Annotated in this window: 22 protein-coding genes; 10 read left to right on the top strand and 12 right to left on the bottom strand. The window is 65.5% G+C overall.

The annotated features are described in order from the left end of the window. Positions 1–38: 38 nt before the first annotated feature. Complete coding sequence (locus BLR57_RS12675) at positions 39–572, bottom strand: Rrf2 family transcriptional regulator (protein WP_089698043.1); 534 nt, start codon at positions 570–572, stop codon at positions 39–41. Positions 573–760: 188 nt separating this feature from the next. Between BLR57_RS12675 and BLR57_RS12670 the strand changes: the two genes are divergently transcribed. The 4 genes from BLR57_RS12670 (at position 761) to BLR57_RS12655 (ending at position 3,790) form a co-directional block, all read left to right on the top strand. Then, entirely contained in the window at positions 761–1,675 is a 915-nt protein-coding gene (locus BLR57_RS12670) for an NAD-dependent epimerase/dehydratase family protein (RefSeq protein WP_089698041.1), read from the top strand. A gap of 45 nt (positions 1,676–1,720) precedes the next feature. Further along, positions 1,721–2,626: an arginase gene (gene rocF / locus BLR57_RS12665; protein ID WP_089698039.1), complete on the top strand. Its 906-nt coding sequence runs from the start codon at positions 1,721–1,723 to the stop codon at positions 2,624–2,626. A gap of 69 nt (positions 2,627–2,695) precedes the next feature. Continuing rightward, positions 2,696–3,331 carry a helix-turn-helix domain-containing protein gene (locus tag BLR57_RS12660; protein ID WP_089698038.1) on the top strand — a complete coding sequence of 212 codons (636 nt, stop codon included), beginning with the start codon at positions 2,696–2,698 and terminating at the stop codon, positions 3,329–3,331. 99 nt (positions 3,332–3,430) lie between these two features. Beyond that, the gene (locus tag BLR57_RS12655) at positions 3,431–3,790 is read left to right on the top strand and encodes a group I truncated hemoglobin (protein ID WP_089698036.1); all 360 of its coding nucleotides are present in this window, start codon (positions 3,431–3,433) and stop codon (positions 3,788–3,790) included. Between the two features lie 42 nt (positions 3,791–3,832). On the opposite strand, the gene gyrA is transcribed toward BLR57_RS12655, so the two are convergent. Further along, on the bottom strand, positions 3,833–6,361 hold the full coding sequence (gene gyrA / locus BLR57_RS12650) for a DNA gyrase subunit A (protein ID WP_089698035.1): 2,529 nt from the start codon (positions 6,359–6,361) through the stop codon (positions 3,833–3,835). Between the two features lie 65 nt (positions 6,362–6,426). Beyond that, entirely contained in the window at positions 6,427–8,361 is a 1,935-nt protein-coding gene (gene gyrB, locus BLR57_RS12645) for a DNA topoisomerase (ATP-hydrolyzing) subunit B (RefSeq protein WP_089698033.1), read from the bottom strand. 205 nt (positions 8,362–8,566) lie between these two features. Here gyrB and BLR57_RS12640 point away from each other — a divergent pair, with 205 nt between their 5' ends. After that, positions 8,567–10,987 (top strand): DNA topoisomerase VI subunit B, encoded by a 2,421-nt coding sequence (locus BLR57_RS12640; RefSeq protein ID WP_089698031.1) that lies wholly within the window; start codon positions 8,567–8,569, stop codon positions 10,985–10,987. A 2-nt stretch (positions 10,988–10,989) separates the two neighbouring features. Next, on the top strand, positions 10,990–12,084 hold the full coding sequence (locus BLR57_RS12635) for a DNA topoisomerase IV subunit A (RefSeq protein ID WP_089698029.1): 1,095 nt from the start codon (positions 10,990–10,992) through the stop codon (positions 12,082–12,084). Between the two features lie 77 nt (positions 12,085–12,161). Here BLR57_RS12635 and BLR57_RS12630 read toward each other — a convergent pair whose 3' ends face one another. The 4 genes from BLR57_RS12630 to BLR57_RS12615 all read right to left on the bottom strand — a co-directional run bounded on the left by BLR57_RS12630 (position 12,162) and on the right by BLR57_RS12615 (position 17,025). Further along, positions 12,162–13,577 (bottom strand): PAS domain-containing sensor histidine kinase, encoded by a 1,416-nt coding sequence (locus BLR57_RS12630; protein WP_089698027.1) that lies wholly within the window; start codon positions 13,575–13,577, stop codon positions 12,162–12,164. A 65-nt stretch (positions 13,578–13,642) separates the two neighbouring features. Then, a complete protein-coding gene (locus BLR57_RS12625) occupies positions 13,643–14,365 on the bottom strand; it encodes an MBL fold metallo-hydrolase (protein WP_089698025.1) in 723 nt (240 codons plus the stop codon). Between the two features lie 60 nt (positions 14,366–14,425). Next, positions 14,426–16,204 (bottom strand): ATP-dependent DNA ligase LigA, encoded by a 1,779-nt coding sequence (ligA, locus tag BLR57_RS12620; RefSeq protein ID WP_089698023.1) that lies wholly within the window; start codon positions 16,202–16,204, stop codon positions 14,426–14,428. 47 nt (positions 16,205–16,251) lie between these two features. Beyond that, positions 16,252–17,025, bottom strand: coding sequence for a DICT sensory domain-containing protein (locus BLR57_RS12615; protein ID WP_089698021.1), 774 nt, complete (start codon positions 17,023–17,025; stop codon positions 16,252–16,254). 223 nt (positions 17,026–17,248) lie between these two features. On the opposite strand from BLR57_RS12615, the gene BLR57_RS12610 reads away from it, so the two are divergent. Then, positions 17,249–18,787 (top strand): glutamate-cysteine ligase family protein, encoded by a 1,539-nt coding sequence (locus BLR57_RS12610; RefSeq protein ID WP_089698020.1) that lies wholly within the window; start codon positions 17,249–17,251, stop codon positions 18,785–18,787. 142 nt (positions 18,788–18,929) lie between these two features. Here the strand turns inward: BLR57_RS12610 and psmB are convergent, their stop codons facing one another. Both psmB and BLR57_RS19445 read right to left on the bottom strand, forming a co-directional pair. Further along, positions 18,930–19,655: an archaeal proteasome endopeptidase complex subunit beta gene (gene psmB / locus BLR57_RS12605; protein ID WP_089698018.1), complete on the bottom strand. Its 726-nt coding sequence runs from the start codon at positions 19,653–19,655 to the stop codon at positions 18,930–18,932. Positions 19,656–19,811: 156 nt separating this feature from the next. After that, positions 19,812–19,985, bottom strand: coding sequence for a hypothetical protein (locus tag BLR57_RS19445; RefSeq protein WP_170830634.1), 174 nt, complete (start codon positions 19,983–19,985; stop codon positions 19,812–19,814). Positions 19,986–20,359: 374 nt separating this feature from the next. On the opposite strand from BLR57_RS19445, the gene BLR57_RS12600 reads away from it, so the two are divergent. The 3 genes from BLR57_RS12600 to BLR57_RS12590 all read left to right on the top strand — a co-directional run bounded on the left by BLR57_RS12600 (position 20,360) and on the right by BLR57_RS12590 (position 21,819). Next, positions 20,360–20,722, top strand: a complete 363-nt coding sequence (locus BLR57_RS12600; protein WP_089698016.1) for a DUF555 domain-containing protein — start codon at positions 20,360–20,362, stop codon at positions 20,720–20,722. Positions 20,723–20,773: 51 nt separating this feature from the next. Beyond that, positions 20,774–21,313, top strand: coding sequence for a CBS domain-containing protein (locus BLR57_RS12595; RefSeq protein ID WP_089698013.1), 540 nt, complete (start codon positions 20,774–20,776; stop codon positions 21,311–21,313). 86 nt (positions 21,314–21,399) lie between these two features. Next, the gene (locus BLR57_RS12590; protein WP_139173346.1) at positions 21,400–21,819 is read left to right on the top strand and encodes a hypothetical protein; all 420 of its coding nucleotides are present in this window, start codon (positions 21,400–21,402) and stop codon (positions 21,817–21,819) included. On the opposite strand, the gene purM is transcribed toward BLR57_RS12590, so the two are convergent. The 3 genes from purM to BLR57_RS12575 form a co-directional block, all read right to left on the bottom strand. Next, positions 21,820–22,800, bottom strand: a complete 981-nt coding sequence (gene purM, locus BLR57_RS12585) for a phosphoribosylformylglycinamidine cyclo-ligase (RefSeq protein WP_089698009.1) — start codon at positions 22,798–22,800, stop codon at positions 21,820–21,822. 69 nt (positions 22,801–22,869) lie between these two features. Continuing rightward, the gene (locus tag BLR57_RS12580; RefSeq protein WP_089698008.1) at positions 22,870–23,487 is read right to left on the bottom strand and encodes a zinc metalloprotease; all 618 of its coding nucleotides are present in this window, start codon (positions 23,485–23,487) and stop codon (positions 22,870–22,872) included. Beyond that, on the bottom strand, positions 23,484–25,145 hold the full coding sequence (locus BLR57_RS12575; RefSeq protein ID WP_089698006.1) for a TraB/GumN family protein: 1,662 nt from the start codon (positions 25,143–25,145) through the stop codon (positions 23,484–23,486). Before BLR57_RS12575 ends, BLR57_RS12580 begins: the two co-directional genes overlap by 4 nt. Positions 25,146–25,303: the final 158 nt, after the last annotated feature.

The following is a 25,303-nucleotide window of genomic DNA, read 5'->3' as shown; positions in this document are numbered from 1 at the left end:
GTGAGTGCAGAAGAGAAAAACGGAGACCGGAGCAGCGGTTAGTGTGCGGGCTCTTCGGAGGGAGCGATCATGCTCTCGATGACCAGGATGAGCACGTTGCTGGTGTCGTCCTTCCCGTCGAGTTTGCCCTCGATGACGAGCTTCGACAGCGGCGTCGGGCCGACGGTGACGGCGTCGCCCTCGTGGAAGTCACGGACCGACCCCTGCACGTGGATCTCGGCGCGGCACTTCTCGGGGTGGTGGACGCTGGAGAGGTCGATGCCCTCGACGTTGACCTTCTCGACACGCTCGCCCTCGTGGAACAGCGGGACGGCGGCGGGCTCGTCCATCTCCTGGATATCGAGTGCCTCGTAGGCGTTGGCGGTCGGCTTGTAGCCACCTTTCGGGCCCGGGACGCCCTCGACGAGCTGGAGTGCTTTCAGACTCTGCATCTGGTTGCGGATGGTGCCGGGGTTGCGGTCTACCTCTTCTGCGATGTCCTCACCCTTGACGGCGGACTCGGACTCGCGGTAGAGGTTAATCAGGGCCGTGAGTATCTGTTGCTGGCTCGGCGTGAGTTCGATTGATGACATATGGCCATGTTCGTGATTGATGTGCTTAAACCCGATGGATACTCGAGCCGTCACCGAATCTGAAGAGAAGCATCAGTAAAGAAAAGATTCTGAGCGCGACAAACGAACAGTTCGCCGCCGAGAACCTTCCGGTCCGTCGCTTCCGCGAGAGCAACAACGCTTTGACCCTCGCCACTGCGCGTACATCCATGAACGGGAAGCGTGTCCTCGTCACCGGCGGTGCCGGTTTCATCGGTTCGAACCTCGCGAACCATCTCGCGGCCGACAACGACGTGATCGCCCTCGACGACCTCTATCTCGGGACGCCCGACAACCTCGACGACGACGTGGAGTTCGTAGACGCGAGCGTCCTCGACGACGACCTCCCGACCGGCGTCGACGTCGTGTTCCATCTCGCGGCACTCTCCTCCTACAAGATGCACGAGGAGGACCCCACGCAGGGTGCCCGCGTCAACGTCGAGGGCTTCGTCAACACGGTCGACCAGGCCCGACAGGACGGCTGCGACACCGTCGTCTACGCCTCCACCTCCTCTATCTACGGCGACCGAACCGAACCCTCCCCCGAAGACATGGCTGTCGAGGCTCGGACGGGCTACGAGGCCTCCAAACTCGCCCGCGAGCGCTACGCCGAGTACTTCCACAACCACTACGGCATGACGCTCGCCGGGATGCGGTTCTTCTCCGTCTACCAGGGCTTCGGCGGCAACGAGGAGCACAAAGGCGAGTTCGCCAACACCATCGCCCAGTTCGCCCACCAGATCGCGGAGGGCGAGTCGCCCGAACTGTTCGGCGATGGCTCGCAGACGCGGGACTTCACCCACGTCGACGACATCGTCCGCGGGCTCGAACTCGCGGCCGACCACGAACTCCAGGGTATCTACAACCTCGGCACGGGCGAGAGCTACGACTTCAACACGATGGTCGCGATGATCAACGACGTCCTCGGCACCGACGTCGAACCCGTCTACGTCGAGAACCCCTTCGACATCTACGTCCACGACACGATGGCCGACGTTTCGAAGATGAAGGCCGACACGGGCTGGGAGCCGCAGATTAGCTTCGAGGAAGGTGTCGAGCTGGTCTGCGAGCCGTATCTGGACTGAGCGACAACCACACCCGCTAAGTGTCGCCCGGCAGGACGTACGACAATGACGCGACCAGCCCGCATCATCGGCGCACCGACCGACTACGGCGCGAACCGACGCGGCGTCGACATGGGTCCCTCCGCGATTCGCTACGCCGGCCTCGCAAAGCAACTGGAGAGTGCCGGTATCACCGTCGAGGACGCTGGCGACCTTCCGGTCCCCCTCGCGGACGAACGCGACCCCGAACCGGCGTCCGGTCTCGCCAACGCGAAGTTCATCGAGGAGGTCGAAGAAGTCTCGACGCGCATCGCCGACGAGGTCGCCGCGACGCTCGCCGACGACACCACGCCCGTCGTCCTCGGCGGCGACCACTCTATCGCCATCGGGTCGATGGCTGGCTCGGCCAGAGACGCCGAAATCGGTGTCATTTGGTTCGACGCCCACGGCGACTTCAACACCCCGACCACCTCGCCCTCCGGCAACGTCCACGGGATGCCGCTCGCGGCCGCCCTCGGCATCGGCGACTTCGAGGGCGTCGGCTGGGCCAACGCCCGCGGCCTGAAGGAAGAGAACGTCGCACTCGTCGGTCTCCGCGACCTCGACGCCGCCGAGAAAGAGGCCATCCGCACCTCCGACGTCACGGCTTTCACGATGTCCGACGTCGACGAGCGCGGCATGACCGAAGTCGTCGACGACGCACTCGCCGTCGCCAGTGACGGCACCGACGGCGTCCACGTCAGCCTCGACCTCGACTGGCTCGACCCCAAGGAAGCACCCGGCGTCGGGACGCCCGTCCGCGGCGGAGCCTCGTACCGCGAGGCCCACTCCGCGCTGGAACAGGTCGCCTCGGCGGGCGTGCTTCGCTCACTCGAAGTCGTCGAAGTCAACCCCATCCTCGACCAGCACAACGAAACCGCAGAACTCGCGACGGAACTCGCCGCGAGCGCGCTCGGCAAGCGCATCCTCTGAGGCGTTCGCCCCCGTCGCATCGGTCGCCCGTTTCGAGACCTTTTCCTCGTCGAGCCACTGACTCCGACCATGGCCACGGCTGACGGCATCCACGTGGAACTCGAAGTTAGCGACGTCGACGGCTGTCCCGCGGCCACGGTGAGCGAGCGCGCCGACGTGGCGTCGGTCACCACCAGCCGCCGTCAGACCGGTGACGGCGAGCGCGTCGTCGGCGAGTTCACCGCCGACAGCGACGCCGACGTCGGCGACAGCGCGGAGGCGGTCCTCTCGGACACCGACTCCACCGTCTACCGCTTTGCGAGCGACACAGACTGCCCCTGCGGCCGACTCCCGGACCACGGCTGTCCGGTACGTAACGTCCGTGCCGAGGACGGAACTGTCGTGCTCACCTTCATCGTCGCGGACGTTGCAGCACTCCGGACTGTCGTGGCCGACCTTCGGGACTGCTGTGGCTCCGTGCGTGTCCGTCGGCTGACCCGCTCGACGGCCGAGGACGGAGAGACGCTGGTCGTCGTCGACCGCAGCGCGTTCACCGACCGCCAGTACGAGGCACTCCAGACAGCCCACGACCGGGGCTACTTCGAGCGGCCGCGAGAGACCAGTGCCGCCGACGTCGCCGACGAACTCGGCATCTCGGCTGCGACCTTCGGCCAACATCTCGCCGTCGCCCAGCGGAAACTGCTCGACCAGCTCGTCGAGACGTGACGTTCACAAATTATTATTTTAAATACTGCTGCTTAAATAAACCCACAGGACTGAGGGATAGCTCCTATGGAAGTCGCAGACAGACCCACATCCACACCGATGTCACAGACAGTCTACAACGAAATCGGCGGGCAAGCGGCAGTCGAAGCTGTCGTCGACGACTTCTACGACCGAGTTCTCTCGGACGACCAGCTCGTCCACTTCTTCGACGACCAGGACATGGCCGAACTCCGCGCCCACCAGGTCCAGTTCATCAGTGCGGTCGCTGGCGGCCCGGTCGACTACACCGGCGACGATATGCGCGAAGCTCACGAGCATCTCGACATCTCCGAGTCGGACTTCGCGGCCGTCGCGGAACATCTTGAGGCAGCACTGCGGGCGAACGGCGTCGACGACGACAACGTCGAGGCGATCCTCTCGGAGGTCGCGGCGTTGAAAGCACCGGTACTCGGGCAGTAACCGGCCGAAAAAATCAGTCGTGGAAGTGGGCGGTCCGGGGAGTTACTCCGCTTCGGCGGCCGGTTCTTCTGCGTCGTCCGTCTCCACGTCTTTTTCGCTCTCTGCACTGGCCCGTGCGGCCGGAACCACGTCGACGGCGGCGACGTGGTCGCCGTCGTCGAGATCCATCACGATGACGCCCATCGTGTTGCGGCCGACAGTCGAGATCTCGTCGACGCGAGTGCGCATGATCTGGCCGGTCTCGCTCATCGCGACGAGATGGTCGCCGGGGGCGACCGTCTCGATGGCGCAGGTCGGCCCGTTGCGCTTGGTCGTCTTGATGTCGATGAGACCCTTGCCGTTGCGCGACTGGGTGCGGTAGTTGCCGATGTCCGTCCGCTTGCCGTAGCCGTTCTTGGTGACGGTGAGGAGCCACTCGTGTCGGTCCTCTTCGACGGCGGCGACGCCGGCGACCTTGTCGTCGCCGGTGAGCTGGATGCCGCGGACACCTCGGGCCGTCCGGCCCATGGCGCGGACTTCGTCCTCGTCGAAGCGGATGCTCATGCCCTCGGTGGTGGCGATGATGATGTCGCGGGTGTTGTCGGTAACCTCGACGTCGACGAGCGCGTCGTCGTCTTCGAGGCGGATGGCCCGAATCCCCGTCGAGAGGATGTTCGAGAAGTCGTCGACGGCGGTCCGCTTGATGTAGCCGTCGCGGGTGACCATCGTGAAGAACTCGTCTTCGTCCATCTCGTCGGTGTTGACGACGGCTTCGATCTCCTCGCCCTGGTCGAGGTCGATGACGTTGACGGCCGACTTGCCGCGGGCTGTCCGCGACATCTCGGGGATCTCGTAGGTCTTCAGCTGGTAGACCTGCCCGTGGTTCGTAAAGCAGAGGAGGTAGTCGTGGGTGTTCGCGAAGAACACCGACGACACCTGGTCGTCCTCTTTGAGGTCCGTGCCGATGATCCCCTTCCCGCCGCGGTTCTGTGCGCGGAAGGTGGTCGCCGGCATCCGCTTGATGTAGTCGTCCTCGGTGACGACGACGACGACGTCCTCCTGCGGGATGAGCTCCTCGCGGGTGATGGAGCCGGTGTCCTCGATGATGCTCGTCCGCCGCTCGTCGGCGTACTCGTCTTTGATGTCGCGGAGTTCGTCCTTGATGACGCCGAGCAGTTCGGACTCGTCGTCGAGGATCTCGTTCAGCCGCTCGATGGTGGCCTGGACGTCCTCGTACTCCTCTTCGATGGCTTCGGCCTCCATCGAGGTCAGCGACCCGAGCTGCATCGAGACGATGTGGTCGACCTGCGCCTCCGAGAAGCCGTAGGCCTCCATGAGTGCCTCCTTCGCGTCGTCGCGGCTCTCGGAGTCACGGATGAGTTCGACCACGTCGTCGGCGTTTTCGAGTGCCGTCAGCCGGCCTTCGAGGATGTGTGCGCGGTCTTCGGCCTCGCCGAGGTCGTACTCGGAGCGTCGGCGGACGACTTCGCGGCGGTGCTTCAGATACTCCTGCAGCGTCTCTTTGAGGTCGAGCACCTTCGGCTGGCCGTCGACGAGCGCGAGGTTGATGACGCCGAAGGTGGATTCGAGATGGTTGTCGAGCAGCTGGTTCTTGACGATCTCAGCGCTCGCGCCGCGCTTGAGTTCGACGACGACGCGGATGCCGTCGCGGTCGGACTCGTCGCGGAGGTCGCGGATGCCCTCGATCTTGCCGTCGTTGACGTCGTCCGCGATACGCTCGATGAGCCGCGCCTTGTTCTCCTGGTAGGGGAGTTCGGTGACGACGATGCGTTCGTCGTTGCCCTTCGCGTCCTGCTCGACGTCGATCTCGGCGCGGACGCGGATACGGCCACGGCCGGTCTTGTACGCCTGGTGGATGGCGTTGCGGCCGACGATGTTGGCGGCCGTCGGGAAGTCCGGTCCCTTGACGTGATCCATCAACTCCTCGATGGTGCACTCGGGATTGTCGATGAGGTGGATCGTCGCGTCGACGATCTCGCCGAGGTTGTGCGGCGGGATGTTCGTCGACATCCCAACCGCGATACCCGACGAGCCGTTGACGAGCAGGTTCGGGAACGCCGAGGGCAGCACCTCGGGTTCCGTCAGGCGGTCGTCGTAGTTGGACTGGAAGTCGACGGTGTCCTTCTCGATGTCGGCCAGGAGTTCCTCGGCGATGGGCGACATCCGGGCCTCCGTATACCGCATGGCGGCCGGCGGGTCGCCGTCGACGGAGCCGAAGTTCCCCTGCCCGTCCACGAGCGGGACGCGCATCGAGAAGTCCTGTGCCATCCGCGCCAGCGCGTCGTAGATTGCGGAGTCGCCGTGCGGGTGGAAGTCACCCATCGTCTCGCCGACGATGGAGGAGGACTTCCGGTGCGACGAGCGGGACGTGACACCCGCTTCGTGCATCGCGTAGAGGATGCGCCGGTGGACGGGCTTGAGACCGTCGCGGACGTCCGGAAGGGCGCGTCCGGCGATGACGCTCATCGCGTAGTCGATATACGACTGCTCCATCTCGTCTTCGATGCGAGCAGACATCACCTGTGCTGCCTGTACGTCGTTGTCGTCTGGGTTCGGTATCTCTGAACTCATCGTCTCTCCGTCCGGTGTCCACAGCCTGTGCTACCGTCGTCGGTGCTGAGATGATGACCCGTCATTCAGATGTCGACCCACTCGGCGTCCGTCGCGTGTTCCTTGATGAACTGCTTGCGCGGTTCGACGGCGTCGCCCATCAGGATGTTGAACATCCGGTCTGCGGCCGCGGCGTCCTCGATGTTGATCTGCTTGAGGATGCGGTTCTCGGGGTCCATCGTGGTCTCCCACAGCTGGTCGGGGTTCATCTCGCCCAGTCCCTTGAACCGCTGGACCTGCGTCGGGTTGCCGTTACATTTCTCCTCGACGATGCGGTCGCGCTCCGCCTCGGTCATCGCGTCGTAGGTCTCCCCGCGGTAGCGGATACGGTAGAGCGGCGGCTGGGCTGCGTAGACGTAGCCCGCCTCGACGAGCGGCTTCATGTGGCGGTAGAGCAGCGTGAGCAAGAGCGTCCGGATGTGCGCGCCGTCGACGTCGGCGTCCGTCATCAGGATGATCTTGTTGTACCGCGCCTTCTCGACGTCGAACTCCTCGCCGATACCGGCACCGATGGCGGTGATGAGTGCCCGGACCTCGTTGTTCTCCAAGACGCGGTCCAGCCGGTGTTTCTCGACGTTGAGAATCTTCCCGCGGAGCGGGAGGATTGCCTGGTTCTTCCGGTCGCGGCCCTGTTTGGCCGACCCGCCGGCGGAGTCACCCTCGACGACGAACAGTTCGGCCTCCTCGGGGTCGCGGGTCTGACAGTCGGCGAGCTTGCCCGGCAGCGACGAGGACTCCAGTGCCGACTTGCGCCGGGTGAGTTCCTCGGCCTTCTTCGCCGCTTGTCGGGCCTTCGCGGCCTCGACGGCCTTCATGATGATGGACTGTGCGGTCCCGGGGTTCTCCTCGAAGTAGGTCTTCAGCCCCGCGTGGACGGCACTCTCGGTGATACCGCGGACCTCGGAGTTACCCAGCTTGGTCTTGGTCTGCCCCTCGAACTGCGGGTCGGGATGTTTGACCGAGATGACGGCCGTCAGCCCCTCGCGGACGTCCTCGCCCTTGAGGTTGTTGTCGAGGTCCGTCAGCATATCGTTGGAGGTGGCGTAGTCGTTGACGACGCGGGTAAGTGCCGTCTTGAACCCGGTCAGATGCGAGCCACCCTCGCGGGTGTTGATGTTGTTGGCGAAGGCGTGAATCGAGCCTTGCAGTTCGTCGGTCGCCTGCATGGCGACCTCGACTTGGATGTCGTCTTCCTCGTCTTCGAAGTAGACCACGTCGTCGTGCAGCGGCGTCTTCGTCTCGTTGAGATACTCGACGAACTCCTTGATGCCGCCGTCGTAGCGGAAGACCTCGGTGACGAACTCGCCGTCGTCGTCGGTCTCACGCTGGTCGGTGAGCGTGATCTCGACGCCGGAGTTGAGGAACGCGAGCTCGCGAAGCCGGTTGGCGAGCGTGGAGTAGTTGTACTCTTCGACCTCGAAGATGTCCGCGTCGGGCCAGAAGCGGATCTTCGTGCCCGTCTCCTCGTCGGACCGCATATCGCGGACCCGCTCGAAGGCGTCTGCCTCGGGTTCGCCGTGGTCGAAGCGGTGCTTCCAGACCGCACCGTCGCGTTTGATCTCGACCTCGAGCCAGTGGGAGAGTGCGTTGACGACGCTCACCCCGACGCCGTGCAGCCCGCCAGAGACCTGGTAGGACTTGTTGTCGAACTTCCCGCCCGCGTGGAGGACAGTCATGATGACCTCGACGGCCGGGCGGTCGTACTGCTCGTGGGTGTCCACGGGGATGCCCCGCCCGTCGTCCTCGACGGAGATGGAGTTGTCCTCGTGGATGGTCACGTCGATGTTGTCGCAGTAGCCCGCGAGTGCCTCGTCGATGGAGTTGTCGACGACCTCGTAGACGAGATGGTGGAGACCACGGGCGTCCGTAGAACCGATGTACATCGCCGGACGCTTTCGAACAGCTTCCAGGCCCTCTAAGACCTGAATCTGCCCGGCGCTGTACTCTGGATCGTGTGACATAGAACTTGGATTCACCTATGGCAGTCCCCACCTTAAACCCTCGCACGCGGGTGCGCGCGTTGGACGATATGTAGTGGTTCCCAGCCGGACTCCATCTGACGGATTCACCGCGTCAACGACTCTCAATGACGGCGCAGTCTCGTGGTTACACTTTCACCGCACTGACGGAGAGGTTTTATGGGTCCGTCGGGTAAGGTTCCAACGAATGACCTCGTTCCAGTCGACACTCGGCGAGGACTCGGGGATCGCCGACGAGCTGGCGCAAAACCAGCGGGAGATCTCCATCGCCGAGTTCTTCGAGAAGAACAAGCATATGCTCGGGTTCGACTCCGGGGCCCGAGGGCTTGTAACCGCCGTGAAAGAGGCGGTCGACAACGCGCTCGACGCGACGGAGGAAGCCGGACTCGCCCCCGACATCTACGTCGAAATCGCCGAGGCCGGTGACTACTACAAACTCATCGTCGAGGACAACGGGCCGGGCATCACCAAGGCCCAACTCCCGAAAGTGTTCGGGAAGCTCCTCTACGGCTCTCGCTTCCACGCCCGCGAGCAGTCCCGCGGGCAGCAGGGTATCGGTATCTCGGCTGCCGTCCTCTACTCGCAACTCACCAGTGGGAAAGCCGCCAAGATTACCAGTCGGACACAGGGCTCGGCCTCCGCACAGTACTTCGAGCTCATCATCGACACCGACTCCAACGAGCCCGAGATCAAGGCCGACAGCGAGACGTCGTGGGACCGCCCGCACGGCACCCGCATCGAGCTGGAGATGGAGGCGAACATGCGCGCTCGCCAGCAGCTCCACGACTACATCAAACACACCGCCGTCGTCAACCCGCACGCCCGCCTCGAACTCCGGGAACCGGGCCTCGACGAACCGATGAAGTTCGAGCGGGCGACGGACCAGCTCCCGGCCGAGACCGAGGAGATCCGCCCGCACCCCCACGGCGTCGAACTCGGGACGCTCATCAAGATGTTGCAGGCGACCGAGTCGTACTCCGTCTCGGGCTTCCTGCAGGAGGAGTTTACCAGAGTAGGAAAGAAGACGGCCGACAAGGTCGTCGACAACTTCCGTGACCGCCACTTCGGCCGCGAGATGGGCTGGTCGGCACCCGAGAAACACGAGGACGCCGACCTCCGGACCGCCCTCGTCGACGCTGTCTCCGGCAAGGGCGCGGACGCGACCGACTCCTTCGCCGAGACGGTCGTCGACACCCTCCAGGGTCGAGAGCGGACGACCCACCACGAACTGACGCAGATCGTCGACAACGCGGCCGATGCGGCCGCCGAGGAGTTCGGGAAGACGTTCGGGTCGACGGTTCGGGAGAAGGCCGTCGCGGCCGCGTGGAACGTCCTCGCGGGCTACGACGAGGGGGGCGACGTCGACCGGCTCACCGGCGACGTCTACGCGCTCGTCGACGAGGCGACCAGCACGCGAAAGGATGACGCGACGGTGCAGGCACTCGCCGAACGCCTCGCCCGGAAGTTCGGGACGGCGGAGGACCGTCGCCACCGCGCGACGTTCACACAGCTCCGGACCTACGTCACCGACGCCGCCGAGGCGACCATCGAGTACGACGACGCGACCGTCGGCGACACCGCCCGCGAGAACATCGTCGAGGCCTTCTGGAGCCGGATGCAGACGGTCCCGGACGACGTGCCGAAGGTAAAAGACGTCGCCGCCGAGCGCGACGTCTCCTCGCAACTGCTCGACGCGATGCGCGAGACGGACATCCTCGCGCCGCCGACGAACTGTCTGTCGCCCATCACCGCCGAACTCGTCGAGGCTGGCCTCCGCAAGGAGTTCGACGCCGACTTCTACGCGGCGGCGACCCGCGACGCCGAGGTCCACGGCGGCGACCCGTTCATCGTCGAGGCCGGTATCGCCTACGGCGGCGACCTGAAGGCAGAGGGCAGCATCGAGCTGCTCCGCTTCGCCAACCGCGTCCCGCTGGTCTACCAGCGCGGCGCGTGTGCGACCACCGACGTCGTGAAACGTATCGGCTGGCGCAACTACGGGCTGGACCAGCCGGGTGGCAGCGGGATGCCGAACGGTCCCGCGGTCCTCATGGTCCACGTCGCCTCGACGAACGTGCCCTTCACGAGCGAGTCGAAGGACGCGCTGGCGAACATCCCGGCCATCGAAGACGAGATCGAACTCGCGATTCGGGAGGCCGCCCGCGAGCTGAAGTCCTACCTCAACAAGCGTCGCTCGATGCAGAAGCGTCGCCAGAAGCAGGACGTCCTCGGGAAGATCCTCCCGCAGATGGCCGACAAGGTCTCGGAGGTCACGGGTCGGCCGCGACCCGACATCGACGGCGCGCTGGCCCGTATCATGAACAACGTCAGCGTCGAACGCGAGGTGAGCGGCGGGAAAGTGACGCTCATCGTGGAGAACTACTCCGACCGGACGGAGCAGCCGGACATCACCGACATCGTCTCCGCGGAGCCGAGCAACGTCTCCGACGGCGCGACGGTGGTCGACTTGGACGGCGAGTGGTTCGTCAAGTGGTCGCCCTCCGTCTCCTCCGGTGACACGGTGAAGCTGACGTACGAAGTAGCGGACGACGCCGACTTCGACATCAACGTCGACGGCGTCGAAAACGAGAAACTGACGGTGCAAGCCTAACCATGAGTTCGAAGATTCAAGACGAGAAAGCCCGCGAGCAGCTCATCGACCTCGCCGCGGAGTTCTACGACCAGTTCGCCGGCGGGAAGATTCCCGAGATGAAACTGCCGACCCGGACGAAGAGCAACATCGTGTTCGACGAGGACTCGAACGTGTGGGTCTACGGCGACCGCACCTCGACGCGATCGGCTAACTCCGTCCGCGGGGCACGCAAGCTCCTCAAGGCGGTCTACACCATCGACTTCCTCGCGAAACAGCTCGACGAGGGTCGCTCGTCGACCCTCCGTGAGCTGTACTACCTCTCGGAATCGTGGGACAACGAGGAGGCGCAGTTCTCCGACCAGGACGAGTCGAACCAGCTCGTCGAGGACCTCGAAATCGTCTCGGAGGTCACCCGCGAGGACTTCCATATGCGGCCGGAGGAGTCCGGTGCGACCCTGATGGGACCGCTCGAACTCCGCGAGCAGACCCGGAGAGGGGAACGCGAGATTCACTGTCAGAAGGACGTCGGCGAGGGCGGTTACCAGATTCCCAACAACCCCGACACCATCGACTTCCTCGACCACGACATCGACTTCGTGCTCTGCGTCGAGACCGGTGGTATGCGCGACCGGCTCGTCGAAAACGGCTTCGACGAGGAGTACAACGTGCTCGTCGTCCACCTGAAGGGCCAGCCCGCGCGGGCGACCCGCCGCATCACGAAGCGGCTGCACGACGAACTCGACCTGCCGGTCGTGGTCTTCACAGACGGCGACCCGTGGTCCTACCGCATCTTCGGCTCCGTGGCGTACGGCTCCATCAAGTCCGCGCACCTCTCGGAGTATCTCGCGACGCCCGAGGCACAGTACGTCGGCATCCGCCCGCAGGACATCGTCGACTACGACCTGCCGACCGACCCGCTCGCGGACTCGGACATCAACGCCCTGGAGTCGGAGCTGACCGACCCGCGCTTCCAGTCTGACTTCTGGACCGAACAGATCGAACTCCAGCTCGACATCGGCAAGAAGGCGGAACAGCAGGCACTCGCCTCGCGCGGGCTGGACTTCGTGACCGACACCTACCTGCCCGAGCGGCTGACCGACATGGGCGTCCTGTAGGCGATGCCGCTGTAGAATCGGTGGAAATCGGCGACGACGAAAGCAGCCAACTACGCGACTACGCGGCCGCGACGCGTTTACGTACGTTCCGTCCGCGGGAGCAGCCCCCGAACGCAGTTTCCGTCCGGTTCGTTTTCCGAGAACGTCACCTCGCCGTTCGACCGCTCGAACAGCCAGTAGACCAACCAGAGACCGACGCCGTCGCCGTGGAACAGGTCCGCGATCTCCCGCTCGCCGGTCAGGACCATCGTGTTCTGTACGGGTATCGGCGGATTTCGGTCTCTGACTTCTATGACGACCGTCTCTGCGTCGACACGGACGGAGACCTCCACCGCTGGATCGTCACCGTCACAGTGTTCGAGCGCGTTGACGACCAACTCGCGAATCGCGAGATCTATCTTCGGAAACGCCAGCGCTGTGGCACCCTCGTCGATTTGTGTCGTGATGCGACACTCCGGATACTCCGGGGCGACGGCGTCGACCGTCTCTCGGACCACGTGGCCGATGTCGACGGTGTCCGACTGGAGTTCGGTCGTGAGAACGTCGACGAGTTCGCGCTGCTTGTCGGCGATGTCGAGGAGCCGTTCCCCTTCGGCGCGGAGCCGTGTGAGCGACCGCGTGCCGTCGTCGTCGACCGTGCCGTCGAGTTCGGCGGCGTAGCCGAGGACGATGTTCATCGAGTTGCGGAGGTTGTGCCGGAGGACGCGGTCGATGACCTGGAGCTGTCGGGTCCGCTCGTGACGCTCGGTCACGTCGCGGGCGAAGCCGACGACGCGGACGACCTCGCCGTCTTCGAAGACCGGCTCGCCCTGTACCCAGACCCAGCGGCTGTCCTCCGCGGGCCGTTCGATCCGGTATTCGATGTCCACGGCCGTGCCGTTCGTGAGCCGTCCCATCGCCTGCTCGACGCGTTCGCGGTCGTCCGGATGGACTCCTTCGAGGAAGTCGCTCGCGTCCTCGTAGAGCACCGACAGCGAACGCCCCCAGACCGACTCGTAGGCGGAGTTGACGAAGAGCAACTCCTCCCAGTCGGCGGTGAACATCCACAGCACTTCGTTCGACGTCTCGGTGAGGTCACGGAGATACGTCCGGTCAGGGTTCGAGGAGCGCACCGACCCAGGCTCGCGGCCGTCGGAGACGACACGGGCGGTGAGGAGGTAGCTGCCGCTGTCCGGTTCGGTGGCCGAGAGTCGCGCGTCGAGACTGGCCCACGACCCGTCGGCCGCCCGACAGCGGTACGTGAGCCGCGGCGACGACTCCGACAGTCCGGTCGTGACGGCGTCGATTGCAGCCTGCAAACGCGATTCGTCGTCCGGATGGACGTACTCGGAGAGCTGTTGGCCGACGAGCGTGTCCGTCCGTGCGTCGGCGTCACCGGCGAGAAGACGCTCGCTCGCGGCGTTCACGTACTGTATCTCGCCGTCGTCGTCGACGAGCGCGAGCAAGTCACTGCTGGCGTCGAGGAGCGCGTGTAGCTGCGCTCGTTCCTCCATGCGTGAGTCTGCCTTTCGGGGTCGGGCGTATAACAGTTCTGTGCGACCCAGCGGCGAGCCGCGCGCTACTGGTTCGCCGACTGCTCGTCCAGGACGACGGGAATCCCGCGCTTGGCCACGTCGGCGGCGAACGCCCCACCATCGGCCGCGAGGAGGTCGAAGGTGTTGTAGTGAATCGGGAGCACGAGGTCGGGGTCCAACGCCGACGCGAGGTCGGCGGCCTCGTGGCGGTCCATGACGACGCTGCCGCCGATGTTGGCGAGGAAGAGCGACACCTCCAGTTCCTCGAAGCCCGGGAGGGCGTCGGAGTCGCCGGGCCAGAAGACCGTCCGGCCGCCGATGGAGAGCAGGAAGGCACAGCCCAGTCCCCGCGGATGGTGCGGGTCGCCGTTCGCGTCGACGTGAGGACCGTCGGGTTCGTTGTAGGCCGGGAGCGACCAGACGTCCACCTGGTCGACCTCGCCGACGGTGACGTGGTCCTCCTCTTCGACGCGGACGACCTCGTACGGCAGGTCGCCGACCGGCTTCACGTCGCGGTCGATGTCGTCCGCGTCGACGCCCTCGTAGGCGACGACGGTCGCGTCCTCCTTCGCGACCTTCTCGATGCCGTCGGAGTCGTAGTGGTGGTTGTGGGTGACGCAGACGAGGTCGCCGTCGCGGGCGTAGTAGTCGTCAAGGACGCCGTACCGACCGGGGTCGAGGTAGGCGACGAAACCGTCGGCGGTCTCGATGCGGACGGTCGCGTAGCCGAGCCACGTGACCGAGAGCCCATCGTGTTTGATTGTCATGACTACAGATGGTCACGCCACGGGTGAGAAACCTCCGGTCGTGGCGAGCGTCGCGAGGAGTTACTGCTCCTCAGCCAGCCGCTCGACGCGCGTCAGACTGTCGGCCGTCTCGGGCGTCTTGTCCTCGCGCACCTCGACGAACCGCGGGAATCGCAGCGCGTAGCCCGACGAGTAGGTCGGCGAGACCTGAATCTCCTCGTAGCCCACCTCGAAGACCGTCGTTGGCCGGAGGTCGACCTCGGTCCCCGACTGCGAGACGATGTCGGGTTCGAGCAGCTCGGTCAACTCGGCCAGTTTCTCGTCGGTGATGCCCGTGGCGACCTTGCCGATGGTCCGGAACTCGTCGTCGCCGTCGGCGTCCTCGACGCGAGCCGACAGCAGGAACGTCCCGAGGAACTTCGCGCGGCGGCCCTCGCCCCACTCCGCGCCGGTGACGACGAGGTCCAGCGTCTCCACGTCGGGCTTGCGTTTCAGCCAGTTCTTCCCGCGGTTGCCCGGCGAGTACGGGGATACCGGATTCTTGAGCATGATGCCCTCGTGGCCCGCTTCGAGGGCGTCGGCCTCGTAGTGCTCGATCTCTTCGGCGTCGTCCGAGAGCAGCAGCTCCGAGACGGCCTCGGTGTGGCCGAGCAGCTCCGCGAGCCGGGCGTGCCGTTCGGTGACGGGTTGGGTGAGGAGGTCGTCGCCAGCGGCGTGCAGGCAGTCGAACGCACGCAGTTCGACCGTGATCTCCTCGCGCATCTGTTCGACGTCGTGTTTCCGGCGGAAGCGACGGAGGATCTCTTGGAACGGCAGCGGCGCGCCCGCGTCGTCGACGGCGACGACCTCGCCGTCGAGAATGACCGGCTGGTCGATTTCGGCTTCGACGAACTCGACGACTTCGGGCAGGGCGTCGGTCACGTCCTCCATGTTTCGGGAGAAGAGGCTCACTTCCTCCTCCTCGACAGCATTCCCGGCCTCACCGCTCCCGTAGTGGACCTGCACCCGCGCGCCGTCGAACTTGGTCTCGACGGCCGCTTCGCCCCATTCGTCGAGCGCGTCGGTGACGGTGCCAGCCTGTGCGAGCATCGCCTGCACCGGGCGGCCGACGTCCAACTCAACGGCGTCGAGACCGTCACGGCCCTCGTCGCGGGCGACGACGGCGACGCGGCCGTAGTCGTTCGACACCTGGAGCGCGCGTTCGACGGTGGCGATGGCGGCGTCCCGACGGTCGCGGGCAGCCTCCTCGACTTCGGTCTCGGCCTCGTCGTCGCGGATGGCCGCTGCGTCCTCCGCGTCGACGAGGAACGCCTCGGCGACGGCGTCGCGGACGGTTCCCTCGCCGACGCCGATACGCATCTCCGAGAGGACGAGCCGGGCGAGATAGCGCGCTTCAGCGGCCGAACAGCGATTGAACAGACCGAACAGCGTGTCGAGCTTGCGGTCCTGGCTGCCGGAGCCTTCGGCTGCCGCGAGTTGTCTGAGCTCGTCGTCGACCCCAGCGACCGTCAGGTCTGACTGTCCGCCCGCGCCGAAGGCGGCGAGACCCCGTTGGCCGCCGAAGTCGAAGCTGGCGGCGACGGCACCGATCTCGCCCAACTCGGCGAGACGCTCCTCGACGTCGGCGGCGGTGACGTTCTGCCCCGCCGCGCGGGCGATGGCCTCGTAGCAGAGGTTCGGGCCGATGTCCAGGGTACTCGACTGCCACGCCGGGAAGACGCGACCCTGGACGAACCGCGCGACGACGGGGAGGTCCTCACCCGCGGTGGCGAAGAGGTCACGGAGGAGTGCCGTCTTTGCGAGGTCCGCAGGCTCGGCTTCGATGTCGTTGGCTCGGGCGGCGAAGTCGGCGAACTGCATCACGCTGTCCTCTCTCCTTCCCGGTCAAAAACACGCCGAAGCCGTCCTCAGAGCCGTTCGTCGAGATAGCGGTCGACCCGCGTGACGCGGTCGCGGTCGTACGTCCACATCCCGCGCCACTCGTTCGGCGCGGTTTCGACGGCGACGAGTGCCGCGTAGGTCCCGTCTCCGCCCTGTGGCGTGTACGCGACACACCACGAGTGGCGGTAGTCGTCGCTGGTCCCGGTGTGGACGGTGAGGTCGAGTGACTCGTCGGGGCGCCATCCCGGCTGTCCGTAGACGTGGACGTCGACCCCCGACTCGGCGAGCTTTCGGTAGACCTCTCGCGTTCCCCGTTCGTCCTCGATACGGGAGAGTCGCTGAAACGTCGACCGGAGCCGACCGCCGCCGCTCGAAAGTGCAAGCCGCTCGATATACCGCGACATGAGTATCAAGAGCAGCTTCTCCTTGTTCGACGCCGGATAGCCACGGAGGTCGAAGACGACGTCGGCGAGCGCGGTGAGCACGCTCGGCGCGCCGCCGTCTTCCAGCCCGCTCGTCCCCGTTTTGTAGAGATCGGAGTTGACGAGGAGAAACGCGTTCATCACCTCGTCGAGCGGGGAGGTCGCCACCACATCGGTGTCTTCGATAACGAGGACGACGTCGTCACCCTCCTCGGGGAACTGCCGTTCGGCGACGCTGACTGACTGACCGGCGAATGCGGATTCGAGCAGCCGTTGGACGGCCTCGGGTTCCTTCCGGTTGACGAGTGCGAGCGACCTGTTCGGTGCGTCGGCCTCCGCGAAGAATGCTCGGAGCGACGGCGGTACATCCCCGGCCATGACCGCGTAGATGTCGCCGGGTAAGATAGTTTTTCCGAGGGATTCTGACGGGCGGTAGCCGTCACAATGGCCAACACGCGCTCCCCGTCGATTCGGGGACGACGGAATATCACTCGCAGAACACTCCGACGCACGCCCGGCCAACTCTCCGTGCGGTTCCGACAGGCGGCTTTCGACCGACACGACCCAACGCTTTGAAGAAGACCGCCGCCGGACTGAGCGTATGAGCAAGGACTTCGCGGCGGACGTCAGAAACGTGCTCGCGGTCGACGCGGAGGCGTTTCAGGCGGAGGCCGAGGCCGACGCCGAAGTCGTCAAGACGGAGCTTCGAGACGGCACCTTCGACAACCACCAGTCTATCGTCGGCTTCGAGTACGAGTTCTACGCCGTCGACGACGGCCGGTGGTCGGGCGACAAGGACCTGGCGTGCTCGCTGATGCGCGTCCCGCGCCGGATGCTCGAACTCATCGGCTTCGAGAAGGAACTCGGTCTCCACAACGCCGAGATGTCCACTAGTCCCCAGCCGTTCAACCCCCACGGGCTCCGGGCACAGGAGTCCGAGGTCCTCGCGCGTCTCAGTGCGGCACTCGACTGTACGAGTGCCGAGGGGATGCGTCTCGTCAGCGACGCCCTGTGGACCATCCCGCCCGCGGGCGAGACCGCGAGCGAGTATCTGGCCAGTAGCGTCGACGACGACGGCGTCGACATCGCGACCAACATGAGCGACGCCGTCCGCTACCACGCGATGGCCAACGGCGACGATATGCCCGACACGTTCCCCGTCGAGGCACCGAACGTCTCCTTCGAGGCGTCGACGGTGATGCCCGAGAGCCTCATCACCTCCATCCAGCCACATTACCAGATGAGTCACGCGGCCGACTTGCCGACGTACTTCAACTACGCACTGCGCGTCGCCGGGCCGCTTCTCGCACTCGGGGTCAACGCGCCGTTCTTCCCCCCGGACCTCTACGACGAGGGGGTCGACGCGGAGACCATCGTCGCGGAGGCGTGGGACGAACACCGCATCAGCGTCTTCGAATCCGTGCTCAACACGGCGACCGAGGAGGACAAGGTGGCGTTCCCGAAGGACCTCGAGACGGTCGAGGACGCCGTCGACCGCGTCGTCGAAGACGAGCTGTTCGTCCCGATGCCCGTCACCCGCGACGGCGACCGCTTCGACGACACCTTCGCGACGCTCCGGATGAAACACGGCACCTACTGGCGGTGGGTTCGTCCGGTCTTCGGCGGCGCGAGCCGGTCGTCGGCCAACGCCCGCGTCGAGTTCCGACCGATTCCCGCCCAGCCGACGGTTCGGGACTCCCTGGCGTTCCAGGCGGCCTTCGCCGGGCTGATGGAGAGCCTCCCGCAGCGACGTCATCCGGTCGTCGACATGGACTGGGAAGTGGCGAGAGAGAACTTCTACGCGGCGATGCGCGACGGACTCGACAGCGGCCAACGCTGGGTGACCAACGACGGCCAGGAGACGACGAACCCCGTCGAAGTCTACGACGACCTACTCGCGCACGCCGCCGACGGACTCGAATCGGCTGGCTGTTCCGAGGCGGAGTCGGACCACTATCTCGCGCCGCTCCGTGCCCGCGTCGACGCCGCCCGGACCCCGGCGGACTGGAAGCGCGAGGAGGTCCGGTCGCGACTCGCCGAGGGTGACGATCTCCACGCGGCGATTACGGGGATGCAACAGGCCTACATCCGCCAGCAGTCGGAGACGTTGCTGGAGGGGACGTTCGCCGACTGGGTGTAGGTCTCGAACGCGCGAACTTCTGAGCCGCTTGAACTCCTGGCCCGCTCGAACTGTTGCTACCGAAGACGTTGCTACTGCCGAGAAAACGAATACGAATGCGGGGGTCGGTCCCGCAGAATACGTCGACGCTTCTTCGACCGACTTAGAGGACTTCCGCGAAGTCCTTGTGGCGGCTGATGTCGACGCCCTCGTCGGTGACGACGGCGACGTTGATGCCGTTACCCGAGGCCAGGTCACGCTCGACGGCACTCTGGATGGCGCGAGCGGCGACGTTTTTGGCTTCCTCGATGGTGAGGTCGTCGCTGTACTCCTGTTCGAGCACACCGAGGGCGTACTGGCTGCCCGAGCCGGTGACCGTGTAGTCCTCTTCGCTCATGCCACCGAGAGCGTCCATGCTGTAGACGTGCGGCCCTTCGTCGTCGACGCCGCCCACGATGGGCGAGACGATGTAGAAGGCACCCGAACGGAGGAAGTTCGAGACGAGCGTCGAGAGTGCCTGCATACTCATGTCCTGGCCGCGACGGGTCTCGTAGAGGCTCGTCTCCGCCTTGAGCGAGCGGATGAGCGACTGAGCGGCCGAGACCGAGCCGGCGATGGTGAGCGCGGCCGTCGGGTGGATCTGCTCGACCTTCTGGACGTCCTTCGAGGACACCATGTAGCCCATGGAGGCGCGCATGTCGGTCGCGAGGACGACGCCCTCTTGCGTCTTGAGACCGACCGTCGTTGTCCCGGTCTTCATCTGTTCGTCCTGGTTAGGCTCGGCGCGCTGCTCGGACTGCGGGAACTCGCCGAGTTCCGGCCCGAACACGTTGGAGTGGTCGCCGTTCAGCGCGTCGAGATCACTGGAGAAGTCGCCTGGCGTACGCATTACCCCGTCCTTGGCCCGGCGCGCTGATAAATGCCACCCTTCCCCCTCGGATTGCCTCTGCCGGAGGCGACTGTCGACCGCCCCGAACAGTCGCGTCGCTCGGCGTTATCGTTGGGGGAATCGGGTGGAAAAGTCGCGAGACGGGGTCGACCCGACTTAGCGCGCTCCGGCGTTCTCGTAGGCCCGACCGAGCCGTTCGAGGACACGGGAGAGCGGAAGCTCGACACCGAGTTGCCGCGCCATGAGCGCGACGGGAAGGAGGACGATTCCAACCACGACGGTGAACTGGTACAGTGCGAACAGGCTGACCCGGTAGGCCGTTTCGAACATCTGCCTACTCCTCCCGCCGCTGTGGGTGTATATAAACGTTTCTGCGTCGGCCGCGCGTCTACCCCTCCGCTGTCGTGCGATTCAACTCTAGTTGTTGTCAGTGCAAATACACTGGCGTTCGAACGGAGATTCGCAGATTTACTCCGTCACTAACTCAGGCGTCACGCATAACTTATGAGAATTATCGCCGGTCCTTGCGCACATCTCCGGGCTCTGTTGGCGCGTCACACGCTGTCGTCAGCCATGATTTCGGTGTCGAACCCTGTCATCGGTCTCGGCTCTCCGCGCTGCACGCTGACGTCGGTCATGTGTCTCTCTCTCGTGGACACGGCCGAACCACAAAGCACGAAACCCTCCGTCCCTTTCGACTCCCTATGAGTGACTATCTGGTCGCGATGGAGGCCGCATGGCTCGTCCGCGACGTCGACGACATCGACGACGCCATCGGGGTCGCCGTCAGTGAGGCTGGTAAACGACTGAATCAGAAGAACAAGGAGTACGTCGACGTCGAGGTCGGCGTCACGGGCTGTCCCGCCTGCGGCGAGCCGTTCGACTCGGCCTTTATCGCCGCCAACACGGCCCTCGTCGGCCTGCTGCTCGAGATCGACATCTTCAACGCCGACACCGAAGAGCACGCCGCCCGTATCGCCAAGAGCGAAGTCGGCGGCGCGCTCCGCGACGTCCCGCTCTCGGTCATCGAGATCGTCGAGACCGAGGCCGACGACGACGAGAACTAAGTAGCCAGGTCGCCCGAAAGCTTTTCTAATAACCCTCGGTTATGCGAGGATATGGAACTCCCGACGCCCCAGGACCTCAGAGAGCGACGGACGTCGCTCGACCTGACGCAGAGCCAGCTCGCCGACATGGCCGGCGTGTCCCAGCCGCTCATCGCCCGTATCGAGGGCGGTGACGTCGACCCCCGGCTCTCGACGCTCCGCCGCATCGTCAACGCGCTCGACGAAGCCGAGGGCAGCGTCGTCCGCGCGGCCGACATCATGCACGAGACCATCATCAGCGTCGCGCCCGACGACTCCGTCCGCGAGGCCGAAGAGCAGATGGACGACGCCGCCTACTCCCAGCTCCCGGTCATCCAGGGTGGTATCCCGGTCGGCTCCATCAGCCACAGCGACATCATCCGCGCCGGCGACGACGTCGGCGACCTGCCCGTCAGCGAGGTCATGAGCGAGTCGTTCCCCTCCGTCTCGCGGGACGCGACGGTCGACGAAGTCCGGAACCTGCTCGACCACTACAAGGCCGTGATGGTCACCGACGGCGGCGAGGCGGTCGGCATCATCACCGAGGCCGACATCGCCCGCCAGCTGTCGTAATCGCGCTCACGTCTCCAACCGTCCTCCAGTCTTTGGCCGTTGCACCGACCCAAAAGCGCATAGTCTCCGACTATCAATGGCTGGCAATGCGCAGTCTCTCTCCCTCCACACAACGTACAGTGGTGCTTCTGGGGTCGACACTCGTCGCTGCCGGGGCGGTGTTCCCCTGGCTCTCCTCGAATGGCTGGCTCGTGGCACTCCCCGGACTGGAGTCGGGGCTCGGCACCTGGGGGCTCGTCTTGTTGCCCGCCGCGCTCTTCCTCGGCGTTCTCCACGGCTTCTCGTCGCGGTTCGTGACCGACACCGCCACACTCGCCGTCGGAGTGCTGTCGCTCGTGGCTGTCGTAGTCTACTGGCAGAACACTATCGGAAACGGATACGTTCCCGCAGTCGGCTGGTATCTCACGCTCACCGGCGCGCTCGTTCTCGTCGCGGGCGGCGTCGAACGTGTCTGGTCTCGGTTCGGTCGCCAGCGTCTCGACACCGACGACGTTCGCTCCGTCTGATTAGAGTTCCAGTCCGCGAATCGAAACGCCGTCTCCTTCTTCCACGTAGCCGATGACGCGGCCGTCCGTCGCCTCGGCGAGTGCCTCGGCGTCCTCGGGAGCGAGCGCGGCGACGAAGCCGGTACCCATGTTGAACGTGCGGTGCATCTCCTCGTCGGAGACGTTGCCCTCCTCCTGGACGAACTGGAAGACCGACTGCGGCTCGAAGGCGTCCTCGATCTCGTAGTGGTAGTCGCCCAGCCGCGTCAGGTTGGTCCAGCCGCCACCGGTGACGTGGGCCGCGGCGTGGACGCCGTGTTCGCGCATCGGGTCGAGCAGGTGGGTGTAGATCTTCGTCGGCTCCAGAAGTGCCTCGCCAACGGTGTCGTAGTCGTCGTAGGGGTAGGCGTCGGTGTACTCGTGGTTTCGCGTCGCGGCTTTCCGGGCGAGCGTCAGGCCGTTCGAGTGGATGCCCGACGAGCGGAAGCCGACGAGCGCGTCACCGGGTTCGGTCTCGGCGGGGAAGATGGCGTCTTTGGCCGCTAATCCGGCGACCGTGCCCGCGAGGTCAAGTCCCTTCACGACCTCGGGCATGACCGCCGTCTCGCCGCCGACGAGTTCCATCTTCGACTCCGCCGCGCCCGCGGCGAGCCCCTTGCCGACCTGTTCGGCGAAGTTCTCGTCCGGCTCGTCGACCGCGAGATAGTCGACGAACGCGACGGGTCGGACGCCCGCCGCGACGAGGTCGTTGACGTTCATCGCGATGCAGTCGATACCGACCGTCGAGTAGTCGGAGAGTGCCTCCGCGACGAGCAGTTTCGTCCCGACGCCGTCGGTCGCGAGCGCGAGATACCGGTCGCCGATGTCGAGCAGCCCGGCGTAGTCGCCCTCGCTTTCGCCGACGGCACCGACGAGCGCGGCCGTGGCCGCCTCGCTCGCGTCGATGTCGACTCCAGACTCCGCGTACGTGAGTTCCTCCGCGTCCGTGTCGTCCTCGCTCATGTGCGAACCCGCGCGAGGCGGCGTGAAAAGTTCACCGCTTGCCGCACGAGCGTGAGGATATTCTCTCGCTTAGAACCCGATGTTGTACACGAACACGATTACAAACGCCAACACCGCGCTCGGCACGAACGTCCCGGCCCAGACGAGCTTGTTCCAGCCCATGACGGTCTTACCGTCGAGCGAGCCGATGGGGACGAGGTTGAACGCCGCGAGGAAGAAGTTGATGGCGAGTCCGCGGCCGCCGATGAGTTCCAAGAGCGGCGAGCCGAGGACGATGCCAGCGACCAGTAGCGGCGCGAAGACGACCACGAGCACGAGGTTCATCACGGGACCGGCGAACGCGATGAGACCGTGTTGACGGTCGGTCAGATAGCCGCGGTGGTGGACCGCGCCGGGGGCGGCGAAGAGGAAGCCGACGATCGCGCTCATGATGGCGACGAACAGCATGTTGTAGTCGGCGCGGAACTCGGCGATCTGGTCGTAGCGGACGGCGACGACCTTGTGGGCGAGTTCATGGAGGATGAAGCCGACACCGGCGGTCAACAGGCTCACGACGAGCGGGACGACGATGCCCGCCTGGAGAAAGCCCGTCGCGCCGCGCTCGAAGAAGATGGCGAACGCGAGCCCGAGGGCGAGCCAGGCGACGCCGAGGTCACGAAGCTCCGTCTGGCTGAAGTCGATGTTCATCGGAACGCCCCCACGATGAGGTCGATACTGCGACCGGCACCCTCCAGCATCAGCCGGGTCACGGCGTCGACGCCGCCGAGTTCTGCCCCGAACAGCGGCAGGATGTAAGCTGCGAAGAGGAGGCTGGCGATGAGACTCCCGATGTTGGTCATCGCGACGACCATGATGAGCTTGAACAGCGGGACGTCGAACATGTCGGCGACGATGTCGCGGATGGGCCGCTCCTCGTCGGCGAGCAGTTTGTTCAGCGTGCCGATGTCCGAGACGTTGACCGAGACGTGTCGCAGCTCCATGTAGCCCGTGAACCAGCCGGGTGCCAAGAGTGGATTGACGGAGGTCATCCACGCGACGCCGCCGCCGACGGCCGCCGACGACCACCGCGCGCCCGCCAGTTTGGCGAGACCAGCCGCGAAGACGCCGTTGACAACGAACCACGCCGCGAAGAGCCGCAGCAGGAACTCGTTGCGGACGCCAGCCATCGCGAGCAGGACGAAGAAGGCGACGAAGCCGACGGACATGGCGACGCCGAGAATCTTGAACCACGGGATGCCGCCCGACTTCGCCTCGCCGACGAGCGACTCCATCGGCGGCAGCGTCTCGGGGTTCGCGAGATAGCGTTCGATGCCCTCGCGGTGGCCCGCGCCGACGACGGCGACGACCCGCTTGCCTTGGGCGCGGAGCGCGACGAGCTGGTGGGCGATGTAGGCGTCGCGCTCGTCGATGAGTGCCTCCGCGCCGCCGGGGCTGAACTCGCGGAACTCCTCCATCATCACGGTGACGACGTCCTTGTCCGTGAGCTGGCTCATGTCGAGTTCCTCGTAGTCCTCCTCGACGTCGAGACCGACGACGCCGAAGACCGCACCCGCGGCGAGACCGACGAGCGCGCCAGCCAAGAGGCCGAGTGCCATGCTGCCGACGGCCTGTGCCAGGAAGCCGCCGACGAGGCCACTGCCGATACCGAGGACGGCCGTCGCGAGCGCGACGGTAATCCCGCCGCCGACCGCGAGGATGAGGCTGTCTTCACCGTCGAGGAAGGCGTCGCCGACGAAGCTCAGCGCGATTCCAGCACCGAGTCCGAGAACCACACCGCCGCTGACGCGAGCGAGAAGCGGTGCCGTGATTCCGAACGAGCCGCCGAAGAGACCGATGATCGGTCCGAGCACGACGCCGACCATCAGGCCGAACATCAGCCCGACGATTCGGCTGTCGGTGACGCCGAAGGCGAGTCCGCCGACCATCCGCAGTTTCTCGACGAAGCCCATCCGACGCCAGAAGCGCTGGATGGTGGTCTGGATGTCGCGGTCGACGAGAGCCACGTCGTGACCCAACTCTTCGGCCGTCTCGACGGCAGCCATCATGTCCGCGCCGGGCTGGATGTCGAACTGTTCGCCCATCCGCGTCTGGACGTAGGAGAGCATCCAGTAGGCGATAAACTGGAAGACGGTGTTGCCCCGAAGCAGGTCGCCCGCGTCGAGGTCGTCGGGCGTCTCGCCCTGTAGCTGGCGGTACCGCCCCTCGTCGAGTTCGACGGCGACGACGTCGGGACGCTCCGCCTCGATGGTCTCTTCGACCTCGCGGACGCTGTCCGCCGAGACGTGCGCCGTCCCGACGACGCGCACACTGCCCTCGGATGGGGCTGACTCCGCACGATTACTCATTGTTCCCACGCTACTTGCCCCCGGGGTTTACCGTTGTCGGACTGCAAAAACAGAACCTGCTTGCCACATCCGGCCGACGCGGTGGGGTTCTGGAGAACAGAGACGGGAACTGAGGTTCGACCCGGCATCGGCAGTGAGACGCAAACCCCACCGGAGCG

It is taken from the genome of Halogranum gelatinilyticum, assembly GCF_900103715.1.
Lineage (GTDB): Archaea > Halobacteriota > Halobacteria > Halobacteriales > Haloferacaceae > Halogranum > Halogranum gelatinilyticum.
The sequence above is the reverse complement of the archived record's forward strand: the minus strand, read 5'-3'. Positions and strand labels throughout refer to the sequence as shown.